Annotated in this window: 31 protein-coding genes; 28 read left to right on the top strand and 3 right to left on the bottom strand. The window is 53.3% G+C overall.

The window, feature by feature from the left end:
* Window positions 1-4: 4 nt before the first annotated feature.
* Window positions 5-715: a cytochrome c biogenesis CcdA family protein gene (locus CGZ75_RS08915; RefSeq protein WP_089523844.1), complete on the top strand. Its 711-nt coding sequence runs from the start codon at window positions 5-7 to the stop codon at window positions 713-715.
* A 7-nt stretch (window positions 716-722) separates the two neighbouring features.
* Here the strand turns inward: CGZ75_RS08915 and splB are convergent, their stop codons facing one another.
* Entirely contained in the window at window positions 723-1,781 is a 1,059-nt protein-coding gene (gene splB, locus CGZ75_RS08910) for a spore photoproduct lyase (RefSeq protein WP_089523843.1), read from the bottom strand.
* Between the two features lie 192 nt (window positions 1,782-1,973).
* Here splB and mntR point away from each other — a divergent pair, with 192 nt between their 5' ends.
* Window positions 1,974-2,399, top strand: a complete 426-nt coding sequence (gene mntR, locus CGZ75_RS08905; protein WP_089523842.1) for a transcriptional regulator MntR — start codon at window positions 1,974-1,976, stop codon at window positions 2,397-2,399.
* A gap of 131 nt (window positions 2,400-2,530) precedes the next feature.
* Here mntR and CGZ75_RS08900 read toward each other — a convergent pair whose 3' ends face one another.
* Entirely contained in the window at window positions 2,531-2,839 is a 309-nt protein-coding gene (locus CGZ75_RS08900; RefSeq protein ID WP_089523841.1) for a hypothetical protein, read from the bottom strand.
* Window positions 2,840-2,878: 39 nt separating this feature from the next.
* Window positions 2,879-3,823 (bottom strand): DUF1385 domain-containing protein, encoded by a 945-nt coding sequence (locus tag CGZ75_RS08895; protein WP_176444815.1) that lies wholly within the window; start codon window positions 3,821-3,823, stop codon window positions 2,879-2,881.
* 226 nt (window positions 3,824-4,049) lie between these two features.
* Between CGZ75_RS08895 and CGZ75_RS08890 the strand changes: the two genes are divergently transcribed.
* From CGZ75_RS08890 to CGZ75_RS08765, 26 genes are all read left to right on the top strand, one after another.
* Complete coding sequence (locus CGZ75_RS08890) at window positions 4,050-4,577, top strand: YqhR family membrane protein (protein WP_089523840.1); 528 nt, start codon at window positions 4,050-4,052, stop codon at window positions 4,575-4,577.
* A 168-nt stretch (window positions 4,578-4,745) separates the two neighbouring features.
* Window positions 4,746-5,195, top strand: coding sequence for a type II 3-dehydroquinate dehydratase (gene aroQ / locus CGZ75_RS08885; protein WP_089523839.1), 450 nt, complete (start codon window positions 4,746-4,748; stop codon window positions 5,193-5,195).
* Window positions 5,196-5,247: 52 nt separating this feature from the next.
* Window positions 5,248-6,318, top strand: coding sequence for a M24 family metallopeptidase (locus CGZ75_RS08880; protein WP_089523838.1), 1,071 nt, complete (start codon window positions 5,248-5,250; stop codon window positions 6,316-6,318).
* A 24-nt stretch (window positions 6,319-6,342) separates the two neighbouring features.
* A complete protein-coding gene (gene efp, locus CGZ75_RS08875; protein WP_089523837.1) occupies window positions 6,343-6,900 on the top strand; it encodes an elongation factor P in 558 nt (185 codons plus the stop codon).
* A gap of 182 nt (window positions 6,901-7,082) precedes the next feature.
* Window positions 7,083-8,336, top strand: a complete 1,254-nt coding sequence (locus CGZ75_RS08870; RefSeq protein WP_089523836.1) for an aspartate kinase — start codon at window positions 7,083-7,085, stop codon at window positions 8,334-8,336.
* Window positions 8,337-8,664: 328 nt separating this feature from the next.
* Window positions 8,665-8,931 (top strand): YqhV family protein, encoded by a 267-nt coding sequence (locus CGZ75_RS08865; RefSeq protein WP_089523835.1) that lies wholly within the window; start codon window positions 8,665-8,667, stop codon window positions 8,929-8,931.
* 99 nt (window positions 8,932-9,030) lie between these two features.
* Entirely contained in the window at window positions 9,031-10,038 is a 1,008-nt protein-coding gene (gene spoIIIAA / locus CGZ75_RS08860; RefSeq protein ID WP_089523834.1) for a stage III sporulation protein AA, read from the top strand.
* The gene (spoIIIAB, locus tag CGZ75_RS08855; protein ID WP_089523833.1) at window positions 10,035-10,553 is read left to right on the top strand and encodes a stage III sporulation protein SpoIIIAB; all 519 of its coding nucleotides are present in this window, start codon (window positions 10,035-10,037) and stop codon (window positions 10,551-10,553) included. The genes spoIIIAA and spoIIIAB overlap by 4 nt, the downstream gene beginning before the upstream one ends.
* Window positions 10,554-10,566: 13 nt before the next feature.
* Window positions 10,567-10,770 carry a stage III sporulation protein AC gene (spoIIIAC, locus tag CGZ75_RS08850; RefSeq protein ID WP_028599864.1) on the top strand — a complete coding sequence of 68 codons (204 nt, stop codon included), beginning with the start codon at window positions 10,567-10,569 and terminating at the stop codon, window positions 10,768-10,770.
* 24 nt (window positions 10,771-10,794) lie between these two features.
* Window positions 10,795-11,190: a stage III sporulation protein AD gene (gene spoIIIAD / locus CGZ75_RS08845; protein ID WP_089523832.1), complete on the top strand. Its 396-nt coding sequence runs from the start codon at window positions 10,795-10,797 to the stop codon at window positions 11,188-11,190.
* Window positions 11,191-11,242: 52 nt separating this feature from the next.
* Complete coding sequence (gene spoIIIAE, locus CGZ75_RS08840) at window positions 11,243-12,433, top strand: stage III sporulation protein AE (RefSeq protein ID WP_176444814.1); 1,191 nt, start codon at window positions 11,243-11,245, stop codon at window positions 12,431-12,433.
* A 43-nt stretch (window positions 12,434-12,476) separates the two neighbouring features.
* Complete coding sequence (gene spoIIIAF / locus CGZ75_RS08835) at window positions 12,477-13,256, top strand: stage III sporulation protein AF (protein WP_176444735.1); 780 nt, start codon at window positions 12,477-12,479, stop codon at window positions 13,254-13,256.
* 16 nt (window positions 13,257-13,272) lie between these two features.
* Entirely contained in the window at window positions 13,273-13,911 is a 639-nt protein-coding gene (gene spoIIIAG / locus CGZ75_RS08830) for a stage III sporulation protein AG (protein WP_089523830.1), read from the top strand.
* Between the two features lie 78 nt (window positions 13,912-13,989).
* Window positions 13,990-14,760, top strand: coding sequence for a SpoIIIAH-like family protein (locus CGZ75_RS08825; RefSeq protein ID WP_089523829.1), 771 nt, complete (start codon window positions 13,990-13,992; stop codon window positions 14,758-14,760).
* A 262-nt stretch (window positions 14,761-15,022) separates the two neighbouring features.
* Window positions 15,023-15,514 (top strand): acetyl-CoA carboxylase biotin carboxyl carrier protein, encoded by a 492-nt coding sequence (gene accB, locus CGZ75_RS08820; protein WP_089524624.1) that lies wholly within the window; start codon window positions 15,023-15,025, stop codon window positions 15,512-15,514.
* 31 nt (window positions 15,515-15,545) lie between these two features.
* Window positions 15,546-16,922 carry an acetyl-CoA carboxylase biotin carboxylase subunit gene (gene accC / locus CGZ75_RS08815; RefSeq protein ID WP_089523828.1) on the top strand — a complete coding sequence of 459 codons (1,377 nt, stop codon included), beginning with the start codon at window positions 15,546-15,548 and terminating at the stop codon, window positions 16,920-16,922.
* Window positions 16,923-17,033: 111 nt separating this feature from the next.
* Window positions 17,034-17,441, top strand: a complete 408-nt coding sequence (locus CGZ75_RS08810; RefSeq protein ID WP_089523827.1) for an Asp23/Gls24 family envelope stress response protein — start codon at window positions 17,034-17,036, stop codon at window positions 17,439-17,441.
* A gap of 84 nt (window positions 17,442-17,525) precedes the next feature.
* Window positions 17,526-18,086 carry an alkaline shock response membrane anchor protein AmaP gene (amaP, locus tag CGZ75_RS08805; RefSeq protein WP_089523826.1) on the top strand — a complete coding sequence of 187 codons (561 nt, stop codon included), beginning with the start codon at window positions 17,526-17,528 and terminating at the stop codon, window positions 18,084-18,086.
* A 13-nt stretch (window positions 18,087-18,099) separates the two neighbouring features.
* Window positions 18,100-18,330 carry a DUF2273 domain-containing protein gene (locus tag CGZ75_RS08800; protein ID WP_089523825.1) on the top strand — a complete coding sequence of 77 codons (231 nt, stop codon included), beginning with the start codon at window positions 18,100-18,102 and terminating at the stop codon, window positions 18,328-18,330.
* 136 nt (window positions 18,331-18,466) lie between these two features.
* Window positions 18,467-18,913, top strand: a complete 447-nt coding sequence (gene nusB, locus CGZ75_RS08795; RefSeq protein ID WP_089523824.1) for a transcription antitermination factor NusB — start codon at window positions 18,467-18,469, stop codon at window positions 18,911-18,913.
* A 41-nt stretch (window positions 18,914-18,954) separates the two neighbouring features.
* Complete coding sequence (gene folD / locus CGZ75_RS08790) at window positions 18,955-19,809, top strand: bifunctional methylenetetrahydrofolate dehydrogenase/methenyltetrahydrofolate cyclohydrolase FolD (protein WP_089523823.1); 855 nt, start codon at window positions 18,955-18,957, stop codon at window positions 19,807-19,809.
* Window positions 19,810-19,813: 4 nt separating this feature from the next.
* Complete coding sequence (gene xseA / locus CGZ75_RS08785; protein WP_089523822.1) at window positions 19,814-21,172, top strand: exodeoxyribonuclease VII large subunit; 1,359 nt, start codon at window positions 19,814-19,816, stop codon at window positions 21,170-21,172.
* Entirely contained in the window at window positions 21,169-21,432 is a 264-nt protein-coding gene (gene xseB, locus CGZ75_RS08780) for an exodeoxyribonuclease VII small subunit (protein WP_089523821.1), read from the top strand. Before xseA ends, xseB begins: the two co-directional genes overlap by 4 nt.
* A gap of 11 nt (window positions 21,433-21,443) precedes the next feature.
* Window positions 21,444-22,340 (top strand): polyprenyl synthetase family protein, encoded by an 897-nt coding sequence (locus tag CGZ75_RS08775; protein ID WP_089524623.1) that lies wholly within the window; start codon window positions 21,444-21,446, stop codon window positions 22,338-22,340.
* 102 nt (window positions 22,341-22,442) lie between these two features.
* Window positions 22,443-24,338 carry a 1-deoxy-D-xylulose-5-phosphate synthase gene (dxs, locus tag CGZ75_RS08770; RefSeq protein WP_089523820.1) on the top strand — a complete coding sequence of 632 codons (1,896 nt, stop codon included), beginning with the start codon at window positions 22,443-22,445 and terminating at the stop codon, window positions 24,336-24,338.
* A gap of 67 nt (window positions 24,339-24,405) precedes the next feature.
* On the top strand, window positions 24,406-25,233 hold the full coding sequence (locus CGZ75_RS08765) for a TlyA family RNA methyltransferase (RefSeq protein ID WP_089523819.1): 828 nt from the start codon (window positions 24,406-24,408) through the stop codon (window positions 25,231-25,233).
* Window positions 25,234-25,238: the final 5 nt, after the last annotated feature.

The following is a 25,238-nucleotide window of genomic DNA, read 5'->3' as shown; positions in this document are numbered from 1 at the left end:
GCTTATGTCTACGCTGAATCTCGGCTTGGCCTTCGTCGGCGGATTTGCATCGTTTATATCGCCGTGCTGCCTGCCACTTTATCCTTCTTATCTTTCTTATGTAACCGGCATATCTGTTGCTGATCTCAAGAGCAACAAACCGAGTGCCGAGATCCGCAAGCGGACGATGAGCCATACGTTGTTTTTCATCCTTGGCTTCTCGGTCGTTTATTACACGCTCGGTTACAGCACGAATAAACTAGCCGAGGTGTTCTCTGATTATCAGGATTTGATCCGTATGCTGTCGGCCATTCTGATCATGCTGATGGGGCTGTTCCTGCTCGGGATATTTCAGCCCCGGGCGCTGATGAGAGACTTCAAGTTGCCGGTGAAGTTTAAGTCGGGGTATATAGGTTCCTTCATATTCGGAATAGGCTTCTCGGCCGGCTGGTCGCCGTGCATTGGGCCGATTCTGGCCGGTATTCTGGCGCTTGCCGCATCTGATCCGGGAACATGGTTCGGACTTACTACTGCTTATGCGCTTGGCTTCGCAATTCCATTTTTCATTATGGCGTTTTTCATTGGATCGGCTCGTTGGATTCAGAAATATTCGTCCATAATGATGAAAGTCGGAGGCGGACTCATGTTAGTAATGGGCGTTCTGCTGTTCACTGACCGCATGTTCATGATCACGGTCTATCTGAACAGCATCACGCCGGATTGGCTGAAATTCTAATCGAGGATTAAGTGAAGTAGTCGATCGTTGCCTGTGGAAAATGGTCAAAGATGCGCTCCGAGATAAACAAGCGGAGCGCATTTGCTTGTTCATCGGGGTAAACATATTTGCCCTGTCCCCAGCGGCCCCATTTGTACTTGCGTTTTTCGATATCCATTTCAAGCTTTGTTTTTGGATATCGTTTTTCAATGGTGTTTTTAGCTGTTTTCGTGAAGCGATGCTGAATCAGTTCAAAGGTTAAGTCATTAATGCCGGGAGGCAGAGTTTTCGCCAAGTTTTCCAGCAGCTCGGCATAACCTTCCTCCCAGCCATCATGCCAAATGATCGGCGCGATAATGAAGCCGATGGGATAACCCGCATGAGCAACCTTGCCAGCGGCTTCAATGCGCTGCTCGAAGCGAGAGGTGGCAGGTTCGAAGTTTTTGATGACGTACCGTGAATTAACGCTGAAGCGGATGCGAGTATGCCCGTTATGCTTTAGCCCAAGCAGAGAATCGACATGGTGGAATTTGGTCACAAAGCGCAGCCGTCCGAATTCCTGTTCTGCCATGAATTCTATCAGCTCCGCTAGCGAGCCGCTGATCGGCTCAAGTCCAACTGGATCAGAGGTACAAGCCGCTTCAAAGCGGGTGATTTGCGGCACTCTTTCCTGGATGTAGCCATTGGCCGCCTCCATGATCTCGTCTGTGTTGACATAGATACGGATATAAGGCTTTGCTCCGAGTGTCGTTTGCAGGTAACAATAATGGCAATGAGCCATGCAGCCAGTTGCAATAGGAATGGCATACTCCGCTGAAGGTTTGGACTGATCAAACTTCAGTGTTTTGCGAATGCCGACGACGAGTGTGCGCTTGGCGATTTTGTATTGCTCTAGCTCGGATTCGCCGGGCAAGTTTGTGATGCGGTTATGGGAGGTAGTCATGCGGATCGGCAAGCCTTGCTTGACGGCCCATTCATGGATGCGTTTGCCCTTAGGATAATTCATCGCATCAGGCTCAAAATAGACGAGCTCCGGAACGAACACATCCGGTCGGCCTGTGCGGGGCCGCTCTAATGTTGTGCTCAGAAGTCATTCCTCCTTTGGGATGATCAAAGATCATTGATTCGTAACGCCTTGTTTAGTCTGACCTGACTTCCAGCCTAACAATCCGGTAAATTAGGGGCAGCAGCAAGTTGCAGTCGCAATTCTTTACGTTGTATGATACATAAGAGCATGGCAGTCACCAGTGCAGGTGTACAGCCGGTTAGGAGGGTTTACATGCCTACACCGAGCATGGAAGATTATTTGGAACGGATCTACAAGCTGATTGAGGAGAAGGGTTATGCCCGCGTCTCGGATATAGCAGAAGGTCTTGAAGTACATCCTTCATCGGTAACCAAGATGATACAGAAGCTGGACAAGGATCAGTACCTCATTTATGAGAAGTATCGCGGACTTGTATTAACCAGCAAAGGCAAAAAAATGGGCAAACGTCTCGTTGAGCGGCATCATTTGCTTGAAGAGTTTCTGCAGCTGATAGGCGTTCAAGAGGAGAATATCTATCAGGATGTGGAAGGAATCGAGCATCATCTGAGCTGGGATTCCATCACTTGCATCGAGACGCTGATCGAATATTTCCGGCGTGATGGCGGGCGCGTGGAGTCGCTTCGGAATCTTCGCAGCGAGCTGGACTCGGAAGCTTAAGTTCAAAAGAGCTAAAGAGCTTTCCAAGGGCCGATTTGCTTTTTTAAAGCCTTTTGTTGGTCTGAAATTATCAAAAAAAGAACCTCTTTCTCCACTGCTTAGGTGGAGAAAGAGGTTCTTTGCGATGCGACTCAATGATACTTCGGCATGCTATCGTCATCCTTACCGCCATCGATAACCCTAAAAGGGGATGTCTTACGGACGCGGTTTTTGGCAGCGGTGGAAGCAGAGCGTGGTTTGCCGGCAGCTGGTCCCCTCGGCTTGATACGTGGCTGAGCATTGCGCCGTCCGGGATTCCATTTGTAAAGCGCGAATATAATGGCCAGCACCGCCAGAGGCAGCAGCATGACGTAATTACGGTCGAGCAGCATGTCAAACAAGCCGATCACCGCCAGAACAGACAGAACAACCATCCAAATCGATGCCGTCTTACGCTTCATGGAAAATCCCGCCTTTCGCTGTATGACTCCCATCTACACCTACACCGCTGAGCTTGCCGACTGCGGAGCGTTGACCTTTTTCTCAAGTTCTCTCATCCGATTAAAGGAAGCGATGGAGACGGCTACTTGATCATTCGTCGGCTCCTTAGTCGTCAACATCTGTAGCCACAGTCCCGGATATCCCAGGAAGCGCAGCACAGGAACGTCGCGGAGAGAGTTTGTTAAGCGAAGTACCTCATAGGAGATGCCGAGTACGACCGGCAACAACAGAATCCGGATGTAAACCCGCTCCCATAGAGTATCCCAAGTGAAGAAGGAATAGACAATGACGCCGACAATGACAGAAAAAATAATAAAACTGCTGCCGCAGCGATAATGCAGCCGAGTAAACTTCTGCACTTTATCTACAGTCAACTCGGAACCGTTCTCGTAAGCGGTAATAACCTTATGCTCCGCTCCGTGATACTGGAATAGCCGCTTGATCATCGGTGTTAAGGAAAGTAGATACAAATAAGCCAGCAGGAAGATGATCTTAATTGCGCCTTCGAGCAGATTGTGCACGACAATATTGTCAAATCTCCCGTCGAATAAAAACTCCTCGACGATCGCCGGAACTGCCGTAAACACAACCTTTCCGACTACAAAGCTGATAACGCCAGCCACAGCGACGCCGAAAACCATGGCGAGACTCCAGCCTTCCTTTTTCTCAGACTTGGGCTCTGCCTTCTCGACTTTCTCGGTCTTATCGACCTCGGTCTTGCCGTCGTCTTCCTCGCTGTCCTCCGCATAGGCTTCCATGGAGAAGTTAAGATGCTGAGACCCTCTCGCGCTGGATTCAAGAATGCCGATGACACCACGAATGAACGGAATTTTCTTGAGCGGTTGATACCAAGGTTTTTTCTGGCTTGCAGGAACCTCAAAATATTGGATTTCATCATTTTTGCGCCGAACAGCTGTAACATTGACGTTGCGTCCTCCGAACATGACGCCTTCAATGACCGCTTGTCCGCCGTATATGGATGTTATCGGCTCTGGCAACGAAGCTCCACCTTTCTGTGTGTCCGCAGCGGCATGAATCCGCTGAATCTGTATGCTTCTATTGTACTTGATGAGCCAGTTCAATGCCAGCGCGCCTTACAGGCAGCTTACCGGTATTGGGACGCTTTATTGGTGCCATACTACCCCCATGACATTGGAGGAGGTTGTGAGTATGAGTGCATCCGCAGCAGCGGCTTCAGGGGGTAGAAGCAGAGATCGGGGACCCTATCACAGAAAGGTAACGAATCCATGGAAATTCTGCCTTATGATCGGCTTCTGGGCAGGGCTGATCTGGGGCGGTATTCACTGGTTGATGTATACATTCCGGTTCACACCGATATTGCCTGGTTTTATGGCCGAGCCATTTTATAGACGTTCCTTTCTCGTCACAGGTTGGGGGCATGTCGCAGGCTTGGTCTATTTTATCCTCTTTTCGATCCTGGCCGCATTACTGTACAAGTTGCTGCTCGGTCGCTTTCAAGGACCGTGGCCGGGGCTGATTTATGGTTTGTTATGGTGGACGATGATTTTCCTTGCTTTCGGCCCGCTGCTCGGAATGATGAATCCGGTCAATCAACTCGGATGGGGCGGTGTACTTTCGGAGCTGAGCTTATTTGCGGTGTGGGGGATCTTTATCGGATATTCTATTGCCTTTGAGTTCAATGATGAGGCTTCGCGCGAGCCCCAGAAGGCGGAATAGCCCTTCTCAACGGCTCCTTTTTTGTGTTAGAATGGCAAGTAGCCTTTTTTCAACCTGCTGGAATTTATATCCTTAGCGATATAGTTCTCGTATTCCCATTGCATACGGACACCGCCCATTAGGAAGGTGCTGCCGTAATGCTTGAAGACTTGGCATTGGAGGCGCGGGATGATCCGAATTCTCGTAGTGAATGGCCCGAATCTCAACATGCTGGGAGTTCGGGAGCCGGGTGTTTACGGCACGGTCACCTTGGAAGGGATTGAAGCGATGCTTCACGAGCAGGCTGTTGCTGCTGGAGCTGAGCTAGAATGTTTTCAATCCAACCATGAGGGAGCCTTGATCGATCGGATTCATGCTGCCTTTGGTGGAGTGGACGGGCTGATCTTGAATCCGGGGGCGCTGACGCATTACAGCTATGCGCTGAGGGATGCAATCAGCTCTGTTTCCATCCCAACGGTTGAGGTCCATTTATCGAATATCCACAAAAGAGAGGCGTTCCGTCATGTCTCGGTTACTGCCGCGGTGGCAATCGGACAGATAGCTGGGTTCGGAGCAGCCAGCTACACGCTGGGCTTGCAAGCGCTTTTGGATCATTTGAAGGCTAATCAATCGGCGTGAAGAGACAGCCCGCTGGAAGGACATATCAGCTTTGAAGGAGGTGGCCGGCAGCATGAAGCACCGGTTAAACAAGCTTCGTGAGAAGTTGGCTAGTCAAGGATTGGAGTCGCTGCTTATCGGCAGTACTTACAATCGCCAATACATAAGCGGATTCACAGGATCGGCTGGATGGGTCCTCGTAACTGCGGCCAAGAGCTGGTTCCTTACCGATTTCCGTTATACCGTTCAGGCAGCCGAGCAGGTGCATGGTTTTGAGATCGTGCAGCATGGATCGGATCCGCTCGTTACGGTAGGAGAACTGCTTCGCAGCGAAGGTATCACCTCACTCGGCTTCGAGCAGGAGCATACGGTGTATGCTCAGTATGTCAAATGGAGCAAGACGCTCCAGGGCATCAAGTTAGTGCCTGCCCCGGCGCTTGTGGAGCAGCTGCGCATAATCAAGGACGAGACTGAGCTTGCCATCATGCAAGAGGCAGCTGATCTCGCGGATCGTGCCTTCCAGTACATCCAAGGGCTTATCAAGCCCGGCATGAAGGAATCCGATGTCGCTCTGGAGCTAGAAGTGTTCCTGCGCTCCGGCGGGGCAACCTCATCCTGCTTCGATACGATCGTAGCTTCCGGTGAGCGCTCTGCACTTCCGCACGGTGTAGCCAGCGATCGGATCATCGGCATAGGCGAGTTCGTGAAGCTCGACTTCGGCGCTCTTTATCATGGATACTGCTCCGACATTACCCGTACGGTGGCGGTTGGAGAGGTGTCGGACAAGCATCGTGAAATTTATGACATTGTGCTTGAGGCGCAGCTTCATGCGCTTAACAACATTCGCCCCGGGATGACCGGCAAAGAAGCCGATGCGCTGGCTCGCGACATCATCACGAAGTATGGCTACGGCGATAACTTCGGCCATAGCCTAGGTCATGGCCTTGGCATGGAGGTGCATGAGCAGCCTACGCTGAACATGCGCAGCGACATGGTGCTTGCTCCCGGCATGGTCGTCACCGTGGAGCCAGGCATCTATGTCCCAGGCTTCGGCGGCGTTCGTATCGAGGATGACGTTGTCATTACGGACAGCGGCATTCGCATTTTGACCTCTTCACCTAAGCAACAACTGATCGTGCTTTAAAACCCATCTTAGGAGGAATCACCTGTGATTTCAGTGAACGATTTTAAAACCGGCATTACGATTGAAGTAGAAACCGATATTTTCGCCGTTATTGAGTTCCAACACGTTAAACCGGGCAAAGGCGCTGCATTCGTCCGCACCAAGCTCAAAAACCTCCGCAACGGCAACATCGTGGAAAAAACTTTCCGTGCCGGCGAAACGCTTGGCCGCGCTCATGTTGAGAACCGCGAAGTACAGTACCTGTACAATAGCGGCGCTGAATACAGCTTCATGGACAATGAGTCCTTTGACCAGTTCAACCTGGACAAAAAACAGCTGGAGTGGGAAATCAACTTCCTTAAAGAAAACATGAACGTTAACATCGCCAGCTACAAAGGCGAAATCATCGGAATCACGATGCCTAACAGCGTTGAGCTGAAGGTAACGGAAACCGAGCCAGGCGTTAAAGGAAACACAGCTCAAGGCGCTACGAAAAATGCTACGTTGGAAACGGGCTTTACGGTCCAAGTTCCACTGTTCATCAACGAAGGCGACGTGCTTCTGATCGATACTCGCGAAGGTCGTTACATTTCCCGCGCCTAGCGAATAGTAGCCGTTCCTTTATTTGGAAAGGCAATCATATTGGGAATTGGCCGCCTGGCTTGCCGGGCGGCTTATTCCATTTTGGAGCGGGCAAAAGGTCGGGAATTTCATCTACTCTGTAATGCGGGAATGTGCTATAATCGGTACTTGATTGTATCAGCTTAGGTAGGGAGTGAACAGCGGTGTCGTTGATCGTAATGAAGTTCGGCGGCAGTTCGGTCGGCACGACAGAACGGATGCAAAGAGTTGCGCGACGGATTGTTGAGAACAGGGATGCGGGGCATAAAGTTGTTGTCGTGGTGTCTGCAATGGGAGATACGACGGATGACTTGATCGACAAAACCAGAGAGCTGAACCCGAACCCTCCGGCTCGTGAAATGGATATGCTGCTGACGACAGGCGAGCAGATCTCGGTCGCCTTGCTGTCGATGACCATACATGCTTTGGGACGCGAAGCCGTCTCGATGACAGGCTGGCAGGCAGGCATCCTGACGGAAGCTCTGCATGGCAAGGCAAGGATTACGGATATTCAGCCGGAGCGTATTCATGCGGCACTCAATGACGGCGGGGTCGTCATCGTAGCTGGATTCCAGGGTATGACGGACACTGGAGAGATTACAACGCTTGGACGAGGCGGCTCTGACACGACGGCTGTGGCGCTTGCTGCGGCGATCGAAGCGGATGTTTGCGAGATTTTCACCGATGTGGACGGCATCTATTCCACCGATCCACGCGTCGTCAAAAATGCACGCAAGCTGGATGAGATCTCCTATGATGAAATGCTGGAGCTCGCGAACCTGGGGGCGGCTGTGCTGCACCCAAGGGCGGTTGAATATGCGAAGCAATACAATGTGAAGCTGGTCGTCCGGTCGAGCTTCAACCATAATGAGGGAACGACGGTCAAGGAGGAAGCGGTCATGGAACAAGGAATCGTGGTAAGCGGAATTGCGTTCGACAAAGATGTTGTCCGCATCAGCATTCTGGGCGTGGAGGATGTACCTGGCGTGCTCGCGGGCGTATTCGGCGCACTGGCAGACGGCGGTATTAATGTCGACATCATCGTGCAGAGCGGAGTCATGGAAGGCAAAGCCGATTTCAGCTTCACGATCGGCAGCGGCGACCGCGATAAGGCTATGGCCATTATTGAAGGCAACCGTGACCACGTTCCTTACCGTGAAACGACCTCTGAAGACGGCCTTGTGAAGGTTTCGATCGTTGGCGCCGGCATGGTGAGCAATCCGGGTGTTGCCGCCAAAATGTTCCGCGTCATGGCAGAGACTGGCGTCAGCATCAAGATGGTCAGCACCTCGGAGATCAAAACCTCCTGTGTCATCGAGGCTGGTCCGCTGCAGGAAGTAGTTCGCGCTCTCCATACCGCATACGGCTTGGATACAGCGGGGCAGGTATTTGTTGGCGGTCCTTCGGAACGCCGCTAAGGATTGATTCGATTCATCCCTCAAGCGGGCGCTTGAGGGATTTTTTTGCTTGGGACAACAAAAGGCGGCCCAGGACGGTAACTCGTCCTGGGCCGCCTTTTTATTTATAGGATATTTTTAAACCCACGATGCTCGGCTAACAGTTCCTGGATTCTCTCAGAAGGGCGATCGGTGTACAGGCCTCCGTGATAGCAGACAATGGCGTTGATAGAGTAGGAGGTTAGAGCTTCATCTGCGGTCCCAAAAGAAGATGGACAGGTGTCTGCCATAATCGCAGACAAGCCGGCATAGGCTTGGATTACGACGTTTACGGAAAGTTGGGAGTGGAATGTTGAACAAAGTTGTCGTCACGATGGCCTCGCTGCGACTTGTGTCGGGCTCCATTGAAATATTGGCTGCTCTGCTGATGCTGCGCTTGAACCAAATTGACAAGGCATTGCTTGTCAATTCCTCGCTTGCCTTTGTCGGGCCGATCGTTTTGCTGACGACAACTACGGTTGGCCTGATCGGATTGTCGGATAAACTATCGCCTTCCAAGCTGCTTTGGGTCGGGGCCGGAATCGTTTGCCTACTAATCGGTATTTTCAAAAAATAGAATGCGAGTCTATGAAACTTCTTTATAGCAGGCGTCATAATGCGGCTAGACAAGCATACAAATAATTCTAAGGACTAGCCAGGGAAGGGGTGAACGCCAATGTTGAAAGTTATCGCGCATCTGCTGCCGCCAGAGCTCTATGAACGAATCAGCCTGCTGCCGCATCCTCTGCAAACCGGGCTTGAAGAGGTAAGGGTGCGTGAAGACCGGCCGCTGGAGCTCGTTAGCCTGGGCAAGTCGGGGTTTCTGACGGACAGGGGAGGTTGGAGCGACACTCCACAACAAGCGTTCAAGCCTTCCGCCGAATTGTGTCGCAAGCTGCTCGGCAGGCTGACCGGACATTCCCTTTATGCGATGGAAGAAGAGTTGAAAAAAGGTTATATCACGGTGACTGGCGGCCATCGGGTTGGACTGGCCGGTCGTACCGTGCTTGAGCACGGCGAAGTAAAAGCAATCCGTGACATTGGCGGCTTCAACATTCGGATCGCTAGGGAGGCGGTTGGCGCGGCGGACAGGTTGGCACCCCAACTCGCAGATTCATCACGACGAACGATCCTTTCCACATTGATTATCGGGCCGCCGAGAATGGGCAAAACCACGATGCTTCGTGATCTGGCCCGCATCGTCAGCTCCGGTGCCTGGAAGGATCCTGCACAGGCAGGTTGGCCGGGAAGAAGGGTCGCCATCGTAGATGAGCGCTCGGAAATCGCGGCATCCGTCAAAGGGGTTCCTTCCTTTGATGTCGGCCCTAGGACCGATGTGATGGATGCATGCCCGAAAGCGGAAGGAATGATGATGATGCTCAGGTCGATGTCGCCCGAGGTGATCATGGCCGATGAGATCGGCCGGGCGGAAGATGCGGCGGCGGTACGGGAAGCTGCTCATGCCGGAGTTGCGGTTGTAGCAACCGCCCATGCGTCCAGCCTAGAGGAAGCTAAGGGCAGGCCGATCCTGAGAGAGCTGCTGCTTGAAGGAACGTTCTCCCGCTGTGTCATCCTCAGCCGCGGACACAGTGGGTTTATGGCACAAGCCATCGCGCTCCGACATTCGCAGCCGACGGCGAGAGAGCCGACTGCAGATTTCGTAGTAGGAGGTGGAGGTCCATGATCAAAGGGGCTGGAGCGGTTTTAATTCTGCTCGCAGGCACGCTGATCGGATTTCTGCAAGCCGCCCGCTTTGCGAAAAGACCTCAGCAGTTGCGGGAGCTGATCCACGGGCTGCAGCGCCTCGAAACGGAGATTGGATACGGCTACACACTACTCCCTGAGGCGTTGCGCCGGACAGGCGCCCCGATGACTCAGCCTGCCGCATCGATTTTCAGCGGTGCCGCGGACAGGCTTGAGCTGGCGGATGCCAACTCCTTCGAGGAGTGCTGGGAGGAATCGCTCCAGCAATGCTGGCCTTTAACGGCGATGCGTAAGACGGAGCTGGCGACGATGAAGCGGCTTGGCTCCACGCTTGGCATGAGCGACCGCGAGGATCAGCTGAAGCACCTCAGGCTTGCGCAGCAGCAGATGCAGGCAGAAGAAACCGGCGCCCGGGACGACCAGGCGCGTTACGAGAAGCTGTCCCGCTCGCTAGGCATTCTCATTGCCGCGCTGGTCGTCATTTTGATGATTTAGGGGTGCCGATGACATGACAATGGATATAAGCGCCATCTTCCAGATTGCTGGCATCGGAATTATTGTTGCGATGATCCACACTGTGCTGAAGCAGATGGGCAAGGAAGATATGGCGCATTGGGTGACGCTGATCGGATTCGTCGTTGTGCTGTTCATGGTCGTGCGTATGCTGAACGACCTGTTCCAGGAGATCAAGACGATCTTCTTGTTCCAGTAGCGGACGACGGGGCGGGAGAAGCTTATGGAAATGGTTCAAATTGCAGGGATTGGCCTGTTGGCAGCAATTCTGGTGCTTGTGCTCAAGGAACAGAAACCGATTTTCGCCTTCTTGCTGGCTATGTTCGCGGGAATATTCATCTTTCTGATGATGATCGGACGAATCGAGGCTGTCATCGGCACGATGCAGGGGCTAGCGGAGCGATCGGGTATTCCGTCGGTATACCTGAAGACGATTTTGAAAATGATCGGCATCGCCTATATTGCGGAATTCGCTGCGCAAATTATCCGGGATGCAGGCGCCGAAGGAGTAGCGGCCAAGGTAGAGTTCGCCGGCAAGGTGCTGATCCTCGTACTGGCAGTGCCGATCATCAATGTGATCGTCGAAACGGTAGTCGGCCTGCTGCCGGCCGGGGGGTGAAGGCTTGCGGGGAACTTGGACGAGATTGCTGCTGATGCTGTTCGCCTCGCTTATGCTACTAGCTCTGCCGAATATAGCTTCGGCCACCGCGCCGCCTCAGGCAAGCGAGATTGCACCGGGAGATGCGGGCGGCCAGGCAGCGGCCGATATGACGGAGAAATTGGCAAGGGAGCAGGCAAACAACTATGGAACGGACGCCGTGGAAACGTACTGGGATGATCTCGTGAAACAGTATGGCGGTTATTTTCCAGAGGGAAAGATGCCGAGCTTTATGGAGATGATCACGCCGGGCGGCGAAGGGCTGAAACCTGCATCCGTGTTGAAAGCACTATTCGCCATGCTGGCGCATGAAGTGCTGTATAATGGCAAACTGCTCGTCTCGATCGTACTGCTCGCTGTATTCAGCTCCATCCTGCAGACGCTGCAGTCCGCTTTCGAGCGGCAGGCGGTCAGCCAGGTCGCCTACGCAGTCGCTTATATGGTGCTTATCGTGCTAGCCGTCAACAGCTTCCATGTGGCGATCGGTTATGCCAGAGATGCAATCGAGGCGATGATCCAGTTCATGATGGCCATGGTGCCGCTGCTCATGACGCTTATCGCCAGCACGGGCAGCATCGCCACAGTGACGCTGCTGCATCCGGTCATTATCTTCATGGTTCATCTGGTCGGCACGCTCATCTACACCGTTGTGTTCCCGCTGCTGTTCTTCTCGGCGGTGCTGCATATCGCGAGTGCGATGTCAGACCGTTTCCGGGTCACACAGCTGGCGAATCTGTTGCGGACAGTGGGCGCAGGGCTGCTCGGAGTGATGCTCAGCGTGTTCCTGGGAGTAATCTCCATTCAAGGTGCAACGGGGTCGATGACGGACGGGGTGACGATGAGAACGGCCAAGTTCATTAGCGGCAGCTTCGTACCCGTCGTCGGCAAATCCTTCTCGGATGCAGCGGATACGGTCATCTCAGCGTCCATGCTGGCCAAAAACGCCGTCGGGCTGGCAGGAGTTATCATCCTAATATTCCTAAGTGCATTCCCGGCCATCAAAATTCTCGTACTGGCAGCCATCTACAACGTATGCGGAGCGGTGCTGCAGCCACTTGGGTCGAGCCCGATTACAGTCTGCCTAAGCACGATAGGCAAAACGATGCTCTACGTGTTTGGTGCGCTGGCGGCGGTCAGCCTGATGTTTTTCCTGGCTGTAACGATTATTCTGACTGCCGGCAATGCGGCCATCATGATGAGATGAGCTTTGAGCAAGGCTCCTGCAGGAGCCCGGGGAGGCGTTAGTTGTGTTGGATTGGCTGAGCTCCTGGCTGCGTGACGTCGTTGCTGTCGTTTTGCTGGCGGCAGTGGTCGACCTGCTGCTGCCGAATGAAAGGATGCAGCGGTATGCGAGACTGATTACGGGCCTGATCGTACTGCTGGTCATTCTGACGCCTTTACTGAGGCTGGTGCAGGGAGATTTCCAGATGAAGCTGGAAACCGGCTATCAGGAGTGGAACCGGGAGCTAGAGAATTCACAGGTGAAAATGCCATCTCTGGACGAAATTATGCGCCGCGCCGAGATCGCCGCTGGAAGCTCGCAAGAGCAGGTTGTCTCGCTGGCTCGGACCCAGCTGGAAGCTGGCATCGAGACAGCAATCGAGCAGGAAACAGGTGCTGGTGTCAGCGCGGTGGACGCTGCGGTTAAATGGGACGGCCAGGGAAGCGGTACGATCTCTTCCGTCGTAGTGACGCTCGCATTGGATTCGAACGGAGCACCGGCTGGTGCTGAAGAAGGTACGGGCACGCCGGAGACGGTTAAGGAATCGGCTATTCAGCCGGTGCAGGCAGTCGAAATCGAGGTGTCGCCTAATGACGGCGGCGGCCAAGGACAGACGGGATTAGATGAGGGAGCCAAAGGCGGCGAGGACTCTGTTCCGGTGATGGGCGGCTCGATCGAGCCTGCTGATGAAGGAGCAAGCGTACCGCCGGAGCTGGAGCGCCGGATTCGGGCTTTGGTCAGCAACGGCTGGCAGATCGGGAACGGCAGCATCCGTGTAGAGCTGGAGCCGTCCCGAAGCGGCTAGGGAGGGGGAGGCTGTTGTGGCCAAATGGTGGGAAAAGCTGGAGCAGGCGGCCGGAAGCGGTTCCGGTGGTCCGGGCAGAATTAAATCGCTGCGCTGGTTGTTAGTGCTCGGAGGCATTGGAATTGCTCTGATCATTGCCGGCAACGTACTGAACTTTCGGGAAGTCGGCACAGGCCCAGGGGCCAACCCTCCACTTCCGGCGCCAGAGGATCAGAGCGTGCTTGGATCTCGGGTCCAGTCGTCCGGGGCGGATTTTACTTCAATCGAGACACCGCTGGAGAACAGGCTGAAGGAGATTCTGGAGCAGATTGTCGGAGTCGGTACGGTCAGCGTGTTAGTAACGGTGGACTCGACAGAGGAAATGATTTGGGGGAAAGACGACAACACCTCGCAGCAGACAACGGAGGAAACGGATAAAGCTGGCGGCAAGCGGCATGTGACGCAGATGACCAGCAGTGGACAGATTGTCATGTACGAGGTGTCAGGGGAGCAAAAGCCGGTCGTCACAAAAATCATCAAACCGGAAATTCGGGGGGTACTGGTCGTAGCAAAAGGGGCGGAAAACGCCACCGTGCGACGGATTATTACGGAAGCAGTTGAACGGGGAATGGATGTGCCGCTATCCGCCATTTCGATCGTTCCTCGCAAGACATGATGAGTCGAAGAAGTCATCTACTAGACGGAAAACACGGAATGGAATATGAGGATACTAATCCAAGGAGGGTTAAAAACAATGAATTCCAAACGTCAAACAATATGGCTAGTTTCGATGCTGAGCTTGATGGTTGTTTTGTCCGCTTATTATCTGTTCACTGAAGACACCGGTACGAAGGGGCTTAAAGATACGGCTCAAACTCAGGCGGGAGCTGCTGAGGTATCAAGCTCGGAAGGCATTGATGTACAGCAAGTTACTGGTAATGGAGCTCTTGAAGAGGAAGCTGCCGTTGAAGCTGCTGAGCAACAAGGTACAATGGAAGGCCAAGATCCAAAGGATAACCAAGGAGCTCAGCAGGAGCCGGCAAAGGGCACCGATGCTGCAGGGGGCAAGGATAGCGGAACGACCAAGGAAGGTACCGATGCCACTAAAGAAACTTCTGCGGAAACGGGCTTGACGCCAGATGATCTGGCTGTGCTCCAGCAATACGAAGCTGGCGGGGCTTCCAGCCAGTTCCAGGAGATGGGGGTTCGCTCCCAAGAGCGCGTCAACCAGCAGTATGAGGAGTTAATGAACAAAATTTCCGACGTTAAACAGGACGCAGAGGGATCGACTAAAGCGGTAGCTGAGCTCGACACCTTCGAGGCGCGTCAGGATAAGCTGACTGAGCTTCGCGATCAGCTTGGCAAGGACTTCAAAAATGTCGTGATCGACGAAAACGGCGAGTCCGTCAAAGTCGTCGTGCAAAGCGAGAAGCTGCAGCGCAGCCAAGCGGCTGCTATCATTACGAAAGTGAGCACGACGCTGAACATCAATGCAGGCGATGTGCTCGTGCAGTACTTACCATAAGGCAACTTTAGAGCTTAATTAAAGGCTTTCCGGCCTCCCCGGAAAGCCTTTTTTCGTCCGGCGGAGCTTGCGAGTCAGGCATCTTAGTTTAGTAGAGTGAAATAGAACAGATCTCCTTTGGCATTCCTACTCGTGCTGAAGGAGGGCTTGTGCTATAATACACTACGTCTGGCCGCTAGGAGCCAGTGGCTCAGGCTAGCAGCGCGGCTGGAGTAGCATGAATGCTGCTATCTATGCTGCAACCGTCGAAGGAGTGAATCGCATGTTCAAACTTAACGAAATCAAAGAGCTGATCAAGCTGATTGACCAGACTTCCGTGCAAGAATTCGAGATTGAGAACGAAGGTACCCGCCTGCTGATCCGTAAGCCGGGCAAGACGGAGGCGATCATCTATCAAAATGCGCCTGCTGTCCATACATATATGCCTGCTCCGGACCAAGCCGCAGCCCCTACGTCAGCTGCAGCAGTTGCCCAGACGCCTGCAGCGGCAGCGCCGAGTGTGCCGCAGGAAAACCTGCATCAGATCGTTTCGCCGATGGTCGGCACTTTTTATTCCGCCGCTTCTCCGGACAACCCTCCCTTTATAACGCCGGGTAGTAAGGTAACCGAGAAAAGCGTCGTCTGCATTCTTGAGGCGATGAAGCTGATGAACGAGCTGGAAGCCGAGGTGCGCGGCGAAATCGTCGAGGTGCTCGTGCAGAACGGCCAATTGGTCGAATACGGCCAGCCGCTGTTCCTGGTCCGTCCGGAATAAGATGACGTTGCGCAGGGAGGAGACTAGCATTTTGAAATTCCAAAAAATCCTTATCGCCAACCGCGGCGAGATTGCCGTGAGGATCATCCGGGCATGCCGTGAGCTTGGCATCGCAACAGTCGCCGTCTATTCTGAGGCTGACCGCGAATCGCTGCATGTACGATTGGCAGACGAGGCTTATTGCATCGGACCAACGTTGTCGAAGGATAGCTACCTGAACTTGACCAACATCATGAGTGTCGCCACGTTGACCGAATGCGACGCTATTCATCCAGGTTATGGCTTCCTCGCTGAAAACGCTGACTTCGCGGAAATTTGCGAGTCCTGCAATATTTCGTTCATCGGACCGTCGCCTTCAGCGATTACTCGTATGGGCGACAAGGCGATGGCCAAGCAGACGATGAAGAATGCACGCGTACCGATCATTCCTGGTTCGGACGGAATCATCGAGGATCTCGATGAAGCCGTTCGTATCGCACGGGACATTGGCTATCCTATTATCATCAAGGCGACGGCTGGAGGCGGAGGCAAGGGTATTCGCATCGCCGACAACGAAGAGGCGCTTATTCAACAGATTACGACTGCTCAGCAGGAAGCCCAAAAGGCGTTCGGCAATGCTGGCGTATATTTGGAGAAATACCTGACCGGCATGAAGCATGTCGAAATTCAGATCATGGCCGACCGTCATGGTAATGCTGTACATTTGTTCGAGCGGGACTGCTCCGTGCAGCGCCGCAGGCAGAAGCTCGTTGAGGAGGCGCCATGCCCAGTTCTCAGCGAAGATCTGCGGCAACGGATGGGCCTCGCGGCTGTACGCGCGGCCCTGGCCGTGGAATATTCCGGCGCAGGCACGCTGGAATTTCTGCTTGGAGCGGACGGACAGTTCTATTTCATGGAGATGAACACCCGCATCCAGGTCGAGCATCCAGTTACCGAGATGATTACCGGAATCGATCTAATCAAGGAAATGATCTCCGTAACCGAAGGTAATCCGCTATCATTCACGCAGGACGATCTCAAGATCAACGGCGTTTCGATGGAATGCCGCATCAATGCGGAGGATTCCGATCGCGGCTTCATGCCTTCTCCAGGCAAGATCGGCTTCTACTTGCCACCGGGTGGCATCGGCGTTCGTGTGGATAGCTCGGCTTATCCTGGCTATACCATTTCACCGCATTATGATTCCATGATTGCTAAGCTGATTGTTTGGGCTCCTACCCGCACCGAGGCGATAGCGCGGATGAAACGTGCGCTTGCTGAATTTGCGATCGAGGGCATCAAGACGACGATCCCGTTCCACTTGAAACTGCTAGAGCATCCGATCTTCCTCGGCGGCAGCTTCGACATCAAATTCTTGGAAGAACATGATGTGAACAAGCCCTATGGCGATGAAGCTGGGGACGCTTGAATCCGTTTGTCATAAAACCCATGGAATGTTATAGTATAGGAATATGAAAACGGATGAGCCCTCGGTACTAGGACCGGGGGAAGCCTATCAAGCGGGAGGTGCGCTTAGCAGATGAGCATCATGGCAGCGGACTACGAGAAAACAGACATCGGCACCATCCAGATTGCGCCTGAAGTAATCGAGGTTATTGCAGGACTCGCAACAATCGAGATCGAAGGCGTGGCAGGGATGAGCGGCGGTCTAGGAGGCGGCATCGCGGAGCTTCTGGGACGCAAGAATTTGTCCAAAGGCGTGAAGGTGGAAGTTGGTCATCGCGAGGCCGCGGTTGATGTGTCCATTATCGTGGAATACGGCAATCCCATTCCTGACATCGCAGCCGAGATTCAGCGCAACGTCAAGAAATCCATCGAGATGATGACGGGCCTGATCGTAGTTGAGGTGAACGTACATATTCATGACGTTTACTTCAAGTCAGGGGAGCGTCCCGAAGAGGAAGACGCTGCTCTGAGAGTAAAATAAGTTTTGATCCATCACCCCCTTGTGATTGGGCAGCCGCTCGGCGCAAGGGGGTTTATTCCGCTTTATAGAGGAGGTCTACCTCGCGTGAGTCGAATTGTGGACAGACTGCTCTTGTTTCTGTACAGTCTTGTGGCAGGTATCATAGCGGTAATTGCGATTATTTTCAGCGCCGGAGGCTTCAAGGAAAATGACGCGGCAAGTTTCATATCCGAGTGGTACGAGACCGGTAGTATGGTTAATCTGACCATTCTGATCGGTGCGATTGTCATGCTGTTAATCAGTGTGCGGTTGTTCTATGTGTCGATCCGGGTTGCGGGAACTGCTTCTTCTTCCATCGATCAACGCAACGACTTTGGTGACATTCGCATTTCAATGGATACGGTAGAGAGCCTTGTGCTTAAGGCAGCTGGCCGCCAGCGTGGTGTGAAGGACCTCAAAACTCGTATTACAGCAGCTGAAGCCGGACTTGAGATCGCGATTCGCGCTGTTGTGGACGGTGAAACTTCCATTCCTCTTCTGACCGAGGACATTCAGAAGTCTGTCAAGGATCATGTGGAGGAAATAACGGGGATTCCGGTTGCGGCCGTGTCGGTGTATGTAGCCAATGTTGTTCCTTCTCCTTCCTTCAAGAGCCGTGTAGAATAGGAGGCGGGCAACGATGTGGAAAGAATGGTGGGAAGTTTACGGCGGCAGAATAGCCGGAGTAGGTACCGCCTTGTTTTTGGCGCTTATATTTCTGGTCTCCGGCTTCTGGGACATGCTTTTTGTGGCCTTGCTCCTGTGGATAGGCTATACGGTCGGCTTCCGCAAGGATACCGGCGGCGAGCCGCTAGTGCCCTGGAGAAGGATCGCGGCATGGCTTGAAGATCGGTTTCAACGGTATCGCTGATCCTGTGATCTCCTCCGTACTTCGGACCTTTGCTGCGCGAACGCGTGGTTGTTCGGAGCAGGGAGGAGATCATAGGTTTTTTAAGGGTTAGCACGAAAATCCCTATACAATTATATAGCTTAGGCTAGGAGGCACTATGAAACGTAGGTTGGCGCGTGAAATTGCGGTACAGAGCCTGTACCATATGGAAATGAACGAGGTAACAGTGGAGGAAGCGGTAGCAATGCTGCTTGCAGAAGCCCGGGATGAGAATGAGATCGGCGCAGATAAGGTGGAAGAAGGCGAGACGGGAGAGTTCGCGAAGCAACTCGTGCTTGGCGTTATCGAACGCAAAGTAGCCATTGACGCTATGCTGCAGCAATATTTGACGGGCTGGCAGGTCGATCGTCTGTCCAAGGTTGATCACCAGGTGCTGCGACTTGCCTGTTATGAGCTTGTCTTCGGCGTCGATGTACCGCCCAAGGCGGTTGTCAATGAAGCCATCGAGCTGTCCAAACATTTCGGCACGAACGAATCGGGCAAGTTTGTCAACGGTGTACTGGGCAGACTTATTGCGGAACTGGACAAGCTCAAATCCCAATAAACCGTTCACAAGAGGTCAACGTTCCGAGGGGAGAGATTCTCATGAGTGCAAAGGTTATTGACGGCAAACGTATCGCACAGGAAATCAAGGATGAGATACGACTGGAAACAGAGAACTTGAAGGGGCAAGGAATTGTACCTGGTCTGGCGGTCGTTTTGGTCGGCGGGGATCCGGCTTCGGCTGTTTATGTCGGCAATAAGGAGAAAACCTGCCGCGAAATGGGCTTTTACTCCGAGGTTCATCGACTGCCGGAGGAAACGACGGAAGCTGAGCTTGTTCAGCTTGTTGGAAGTCTGAACCGCAGCGATTCCGTGCATGGAATCCTCGTCCAGCTTCCGCTGCCGAAGCACATCAACGAGAAGTTGGTAATCGATGCGATTGCGGTCCACAAGGACGTAGATAGCTTCAGTCCTCAAAACACTGGCAATCTGGTTATCGGTGATGAGAGCCTTCTGCCATGCACTCCTGCAGGCATCATTGAGTTGATCAAACGTACCGGCATGGACATCTCAGGCAAACATGCGGTTGTCATTGGACGTAGCAATATTGTAGGCAAACCTGTTGCGATGTTGCTGCTCCGCGAAAATGCCACCGTTACCATCTGCCACTCTCGTACGGAAAACATGGAGCGAATCGCTGCGGAGGCTGATATTCTCGTCGTTGCCATTGGTAAACCCAAGGCGATCGACAGCCGCTTCATCAAGCCTGGCGCCGTTGTAATCGACGTTGGCGTCAACCGGCTTAACAATGGCAAGCTTGCCGGCGATGTCGACTATGACGATTGCCTTGACAAGGCGTCCGCAATTACGCCGGTTCCAGGCGGAGTCGGTCCGATGACGATCGCCATGTTGATGAAGAATACCCTGAAGGCAGCCCAGCTTCAGGCAGGGGTTTGATCCAGTGGCCGATACACCTCGTATTTATTCCATCAAAGAACTGACCAAATATATTCGCATGAAGCTGGAAGGCGATCGTCTGCTTGGCGACGTATGGATTCGTGGAGAAATCTCCAACTTTACCCATCATTCCAGCGGCCATATGTACTATACTCTCAAGGATAAGGATAGCCGACTCAAATGCATCATGTTTGCGACTCACAATCAGCGGCTTCCCTTTATTCCGCGTGAAGGCACCAAGGTCATTGCCAGAGGCAACATATCCGTATATGAGCGTGATGGCAATTACCAGTTCTACTGCACGAGTATGCAGCCGGACGGACTTGGCAGTCTTTATCTGGCGTATGAGCAGCTCAAAGCTCGATTGGAAGAGGAAGGTTTGTTCCATGAGTCGCGTAAGCGGCCGCTGCCGCGCTATCCTGCCGTAATTGGCGTAATAACCTCGCCGACAGGCGCTGCAATTCGGGATATCATTACAACACTGCAGCGGCGATATCCGGCGGCAGCGATTTTGATCTATCCCGCAGTTGTACAGGGTAAAAGCGCTGCTCCTTCCATTGTGCGAGGCATTGAGGCCATGAATCGTCATGGCAAGGCCGATGTGTTGATCGTTGGCCGTGGAGGCGGCTCGCTGGAGGAGTTATGGGCATTTAATGAGGAAGCAGTGGCCCGAGCCATTGCTTCCTCGCTTATCCCTATCATTTCCGCCGTTGGCCATGAGACGGACTTTACGATCGCTGATTTTGCAGCTGATCAGCGTGCTGCGACACCTACAGCGGCAGCAGAGATTGCTGCGCCGCATATGGCGGAGCTCCGGGAATCACTGGCCAGGCTGGACCAGCGTTTGGAAGCGGCCGTTCTTAATAAGGTTCGCATCCGCAAGGAGCGACTGCTGCGCGCGCGTCGCTCCCCTTACTTTGTCCATCCGCGCCGTTATATGTTGGATCAAGCTCAGCGGCTTGACCGACTTCGCCAGCGGCTGGAGGAGCGTGCTGGGCGGCATCCCGAACGGGCCGCACATAAGCTGGAGAGATTGCAAAGAAGACTCGACACTCAATCACCGCATAGCAGAGCTGGCGAGTCCCGCCGCGAACTGGGGCGCTTGATGGAGAGACTTGAAAAGTCTATCCGTTCGAATGTGAAAGACGCGCGGCAACGAACACTGTCTTCTGTGCGACAGCTGGATGCTCTTAGTCCACTTAAAGTAATGTCTCGTGGGTACAGTCTTGTATACGAAGAAAGCAACGATAAGCTGGTCCGTTCCGTAAAGGATCTGGAGCTCGGCGATGTGGTTCATGTCCGCCTGCCTGACGGCAGCGCGCAGTGTCACGTATGGTCGATCAAGGAGGATGAGCAGGAATGAGCGATGAGACGCTAGAGCAGGCGCTCAGCTTTGAGCAGGCAATGGAGAAGCTGGAAGAGATTGTAGAGCGGCTTGAAAGCAGCGATGTGCCGCTGGAGACTGCTATCGAGCTGTTCCAAGAAGGCATGAAGCTTTCCCATCTGTGTGGCGGTAAGCTCGAACAGGTCGAAAGAAAAATCGAAGCGCTGCTTGATGGAGGGCCTGAGCTTAGGACAGAGCCTTTTGCCTCTGCGGGTGAAGATCGGGGGGAGACTCTGTGAGTGAGCAAGCTATGCTTGGCGATTATTTAGCTACCTCTGTTTCCCTCGTTGAGGAGGAGCTGGGAAGGTCGCTGCCTACCGAATGGGACATCCCAATTAAACTCCGGGAATCAATGAACTATTCGTTGTCTGCTGGCGGCAAAAGACTGCGGCCAGTACTCGTGTTAGCCTCAGCCGAGGCAGCACGAGGCGATGAGCGCGACAGCAAAGCAGCTCTTCGTGTCGCTTGTGCTGTGGAGCTGATCCATACTTACTCACTTATCCATGATGATCTGCCTGCGATGGACAATGATGATTTCCGTCGTGGAAAGCCGACGAATCATCGCGTTTTTGGCGAAGCGATGGCGATTCTCTCTGGGGACGCATTACTTACTCATGCCTTTCAGCTGGCAGCATCCGCTCGTCACTATGGAGCGAGCCCGGTAGATGTGCTGGATATTGTCGAGGATCTTGCCCGCTTGTCCGGAGCTGCAGGCATGGTTGGCGGCCAAGCCGCAGACATGCAAGGAGAGCAGGGAATAACGACACTTGCCGAGCTGGAATATATTCATGAACACAAAACGAGTGACTTAATCGTCTTCTCTGTAAGGGCCGGTGCAAGGCTCGGCGGAGCCGACGCTGAAACGTTGGCAAAGCTGACGACGTTCGGCCGCAAAATCGGTCTGGCTTTTCAGATTCAGGATGACATTCTGGATTTGATTGGGGATGAGAAAAAGCTTGGCAAAAAGACGAACAGCGATACTGTCGCGGGAAAAGTGACTTATCCGTATCTGATCGGCATGGAAGAGAGTCGCCGGTTGATGGAGAAGCTGACTGAGGAAGCGAAACAAGCGTTGTATGAAGCAAAGCTGAAGCGACCTGACCGGCTGCTTCAACTGTCCGATTACCTAATGAACCGAGATCGGTGACAAGGAAAGAGGATTCATGTCGTCTTGTATGGTATAATGGAGAATAATGTGTATTGACTGGACGGCAACTTTCTTGCCGCTCACGAAAGCGAGGAACCTAATGTGCTGCTCGATAAACTTAACGGACCTCAAGATCTGAAAGGCCTCTCCGTCCTGGAGCTTGAACAGCTCGCGGGCGAAATCCGAGATTTTCTCGTGACGAAGCTTTCGGCCACGGGAGGACATTTGGCGCCAAATCTTGGTGTTGTGGAGCTGACTCTTGCGCTGCACTTTCTGTTTGACAGTCCAAATGATAAATTTATTTTTGACGTCGGCCACCAATCCTACGTGCATAAGATCCTGACCGGGCGCATGGATCGCTTTGATTCACTGCGCAAGCAAGGTGGACTTTGCGGCTTCATCAAGCGAGCTGAGAGCGAGCATGATGTGTGGGAAGCTGGGCATAGCAGCACTTCGCTGTCCGCAGCTATGGGCATGGCGATGGCTCGCGACTTCAAAGGTGAGTCGAACAAGGTTGTTGCGATTATCGGCGACGGTGCGCTTACCGGCGGGATGGCGCTTGAAGCACTGAACCATATCGGCCATGAGAAGCGGAATATGATCGTCGTACTCAATGATAATGAGATGTCGATTGCTCCGAACGTTGGTGCGATGCATCAGTACTTGGGCCGAATTCGTGCGGATCGCCATTATCAAAAGGCCAAAGAGGATCTTCAATCGCTTCTTCAAAAGGTACCAGCAATCGGCGGCAAGTTAGCCAAAACGGCCGAGCGATTCAAGGATAGTCTCAAGTATTTGCTAGTCAGCGGTATTCTGTTTGAGCAGTTCGGATTGCATTATCTTGGACCTGTAGACGGCCATGACATGGAGCAATTGCTGGAGACGCTTCAGCAAGCAAGCCATATGCCGGGGCCAGTTCTGGTGCATGTTGTAACGCTAAAGGGTAAGGGTTATAAGCCGGCAGAAGCTGATTCCTTGAAATGGCATGGCATTAGCCCCTATAAAATCGAATCCGGTCAAGTACTGAAAGCCGCCGGCCTGCCTATGTATACGGAGGTGTTCGGCAATGCTCTTATCGAGTTGGCTGAACGCGATGAGCGGATCGTCGCAGTGACTCCGGCCATGCCGGCCGGTTCTGGCTTGATGAAGTTTGCGGCGCGATTCCCGGGTCGGATGATCGATGTGGGAATAGCCGAGCAGCATGCGGCTACGATGTCCGCTGCTTTGGCAATGGAAGGAATGAAGCCCGTTTACGCGGTTTACTCTACGTTCCTTCAGCGGGCTTACGATCAGGTCGTGCACGATATATGCCGCCATAACGCTAACGTTATATTTGCAATTGACCGAGCTGGGTTCGTAGGACCTGACGGCGAAACGCATCACGGCGTATTCGACATCTCATTCATGCGGCATATCCCAAATATGGTCATGATGATGCCTAAGGACGAAAATGAGCTGCGGAATATGCTCAAAACGGCCGTAGACTATAATGAAGGACCGATAGCGGTTCGCTATCCGCGTGTAAGCGGCAGGGGCGTGGAGCTGGACCCCGTCATGACGCCGATTCCAATTGGAACTTGGGAAGTTGTGCGTCAAGGCGACTCCGCTGCTGTGATGGCGATCGGCCCAATGGTGGAGGTGGCTGAGAGGGCTGCAGAACTGCTTCGCCGCGAAGGACTTTCGCTGAGAGTGATCAATGCCCGCTTCATCAAGCCGCTGGATACGGCGATGCTGGATAGTTTGGCGGAAGAGGGGCTACCGCTTCTTGTCATGGAAGAAGGTGCTGTTCAAGGCGGTCTCGGCAGCGCCATCCTCGAGCATTATTCGCTCACGGGACGAGCGGGAACTCCTGTCAGCCTGATCGGCATTCCCGATGAATTTATCGAGCATGCCTCCATTGAGGAGCAGCAGGTAGTCGCGGGTCTTACTCCGGAGCGCCTCGCAGCAGAGGTGCTTGCTTTGCAGCCTAAGCGCAAGCGGGCGACCAATCAGCATTAAATAAGCCTTTGTATGGCCTGCGGCGATTCCGGCTGCAGGCCATTCTATGGTTATAAGGAGAGCTGGAATGACAACGACCAAAGAACGAATCGATATTCTGCTCGTGGAGCTTGGCTATTTTCCAAGTCGAGAAAAAGCGAAGGCTGCTCTGATGGCTGGACTCGTGCTCGTTGATAATGAGCCGATTGATAAAAGTGGAACAAAAATAAAACGTGAATCCGTCATCAAGGTGAAGGGGAACGTCCATCCTTATGTGAGCCGAGGCGGCTTGAAGCTGGAAAAGGCGATCCGGGAATTCGGGATTGATATGTCGGGCCGAGTCATGCTTGATATCGGAGCATCTACGGGAGGTTTTACCGATTGTGCGCTCCAAAATGGGGCCGACTATGTGTATGCCATTGATGTTGGCTACAATCAGCTGGACTGGTCGCTCCGCCAGCATCCCAAAGTCAATGTAATGGAGCGGGTCAACTTTCGCTATATCAAGCCTGAGGATCTGACGGGGCCAGTCCCGAACTGCGCATCCATCGATGTATCGTTTATCTCGCTCAAGCTGATTCTTCCTGCCCTTGCGCCTCTAATTGCCGAAGGCTCGGATGTAGTCGGCCTGATTAAACCTCAGTTTGAGGCGGGACGGGACAAGGTGGGCAAGTCCGGAGTTGTCAGGGAGCAAGCGGTGCATCTTGAAGTTCTGCAAAACGTAGTTGCCGCAGCAGCGACGGCCGGCTTAAGTCTTAGGCATTTGACCTTTTCACCCATTACAGGCGGTGAAGGCAATATCGAATTCCTTGCGCATTGGGTACGGGATGCTGATCCGGAGCCTCTTGATGCATGGGCCGAAAAGCTGGAACAGCTCGTGCGCCAAGCGGCCGAACATTTTCATTCCGGCAAATAATTCCG

The organism is Paenibacillus herberti (assembly GCF_002233675.1).
GTDB classification, from domain to species: Bacteria; Bacillota; Bacilli; order Paenibacillales; family Paenibacillaceae; genus Paenibacillus_O; species Paenibacillus_O herberti.
The sequence above is the reverse complement of the archived record's forward strand: the minus strand, read 5'-3'. Positions and strand labels throughout refer to the sequence as shown.

Excerpts from the sequence above, each read along its gene's own strand:
- CGZ75_RS08890 (WP_089523840.1), top strand. The coding sequence starts at position 4,050 with ATGAGTGCATCCGCAGCAGCGGCTTCAGGGGGTAGAAGCAGAGATCGG.
- CGZ75_RS08765 (WP_089523819.1), top strand. The coding sequence starts at position 24,406 with ATGACAACGACCAAAGAACGAATCGATATTCTGCTCGTGGAGCTTGGC.
- xseB (WP_089523821.1), top strand. The coding sequence starts at position 21,169 with ATGAGCGATGAGACGCTAGAGCAGGCGCTCAGCTTTGAGCAGGCAATG.
- spoIIIAC (WP_028599864.1), top strand. The coding sequence starts at position 10,567 with ATGACAATGGATATAAGCGCCATCTTCCAGATTGCTGGCATCGGAATT.
- CGZ75_RS08800 (WP_089523825.1), top strand. The coding sequence starts at position 18,100 with ATGTGGAAAGAATGGTGGGAAGTTTACGGCGGCAGAATAGCCGGAGTA.
- spoIIIAE (WP_176444814.1), top strand. The coding sequence starts at position 11,243 with ATGCTACTAGCTCTGCCGAATATAGCTTCGGCCACCGCGCCGCCTCAG.
- CGZ75_RS08915 (WP_089523844.1), top strand. The coding sequence starts at position 5 with ATGTCTACGCTGAATCTCGGCTTGGCCTTCGTCGGCGGATTTGCATCG.
- nusB (WP_089523824.1), top strand. The coding sequence starts at position 18,467 with ATGAAACGTAGGTTGGCGCGTGAAATTGCGGTACAGAGCCTGTACCAT.
- accB (WP_089524624.1), top strand. The coding sequence starts at position 15,023 with ATGTTCAAACTTAACGAAATCAAAGAGCTGATCAAGCTGATTGACCAG.
- spoIIIAB (WP_089523833.1), top strand. The coding sequence starts at position 10,035 with ATGATCAAAGGGGCTGGAGCGGTTTTAATTCTGCTCGCAGGCACGCTG.
- CGZ75_RS08810 (WP_089523827.1), top strand. The coding sequence starts at position 17,034 with ATGAGCATCATGGCAGCGGACTACGAGAAAACAGACATCGGCACCATC.
- mntR (WP_089523842.1), top strand. The coding sequence starts at position 1,974 with ATGCCTACACCGAGCATGGAAGATTATTTGGAACGGATCTACAAGCTG.
- spoIIIAA (WP_089523834.1), top strand. The coding sequence starts at position 9,031 with ATGTTGAAAGTTATCGCGCATCTGCTGCCGCCAGAGCTCTATGAACGA.
- CGZ75_RS08825 (WP_089523829.1), top strand. The coding sequence starts at position 13,990 with ATGAATTCCAAACGTCAAACAATATGGCTAGTTTCGATGCTGAGCTTG.
- CGZ75_RS08900 (WP_089523841.1), bottom strand. The coding sequence starts at position 2,839 with ATGAAGCGTAAGACGGCATCGATTTGGATGGTTGTTCTGTCTGTTCTG.
- aroQ (WP_089523839.1), top strand. The coding sequence starts at position 4,746 with ATGATCCGAATTCTCGTAGTGAATGGCCCGAATCTCAACATGCTGGGA.
- spoIIIAD (WP_089523832.1), top strand. The coding sequence starts at position 10,795 with ATGGAAATGGTTCAAATTGCAGGGATTGGCCTGTTGGCAGCAATTCTG.
- CGZ75_RS08895 (WP_176444815.1), bottom strand. The coding sequence starts at position 3,823 with ATGTTCGGAGGACGCAACGTCAATGTTACAGCTGTTCGGCGCAAAAAT.
- CGZ75_RS08865 (WP_089523835.1), top strand. The coding sequence starts at position 8,665 with ATGTTGAACAAAGTTGTCGTCACGATGGCCTCGCTGCGACTTGTGTCG.
- folD (WP_089523823.1), top strand. The coding sequence starts at position 18,955 with ATGAGTGCAAAGGTTATTGACGGCAAACGTATCGCACAGGAAATCAAG.
- CGZ75_RS08880 (WP_089523838.1), top strand. The coding sequence starts at position 5,248 with ATGAAGCACCGGTTAAACAAGCTTCGTGAGAAGTTGGCTAGTCAAGGA.
- CGZ75_RS08775 (WP_089524623.1), top strand. The coding sequence starts at position 21,444 with ATGCTTGGCGATTATTTAGCTACCTCTGTTTCCCTCGTTGAGGAGGAG.